Origin of the sequence: Mesorhizobium sp. Mes31 (genome assembly GCF_024519675.1) — a bacterium.
In the GTDB taxonomy this organism is placed as follows: Bacteria; Pseudomonadota; Alphaproteobacteria; order Rhizobiales; family Rhizobiaceae; genus Mesorhizobium.
The window spans coordinates 1-222 of record NZ_JALJRL010000092.1 but is presented as its reverse complement, the minus strand read 5'-3'; the positions used below and the strand labels follow the sequence as shown (position 1 = coordinate 222).

The 222-nt window shown below is 61.3% G+C and carries 1 pseudogene; it reads left to right on the top strand.

Going from position 1 to position 222, the window contains the following annotated elements:
- Positions 1-222, top strand: a pseudogene (locus NR193_RS33710) (diguanylate cyclase); the annotation flags it as partial.

Genomic DNA, 222 nt, shown 5'->3' with positions numbered 1-222 from the left:
TCGTCAAGCGTCGCGAGAACGGCAAGTGGTGGGGTGGTGAAACGCCGCTCGACGGTGTCGAGTTCATCGACTACGGTACCGACTTCAACGCCACGCTGAACGCCTTCGAATCCGGCGAGATCGACCTCGATTTCGAAACGCCGGCCGACTTCATCGACGCCCTCGACAAGATGGATCTGGTGAAATCGGAGGTCGCGACGGCGACCACGCTCGTTGCCCGCA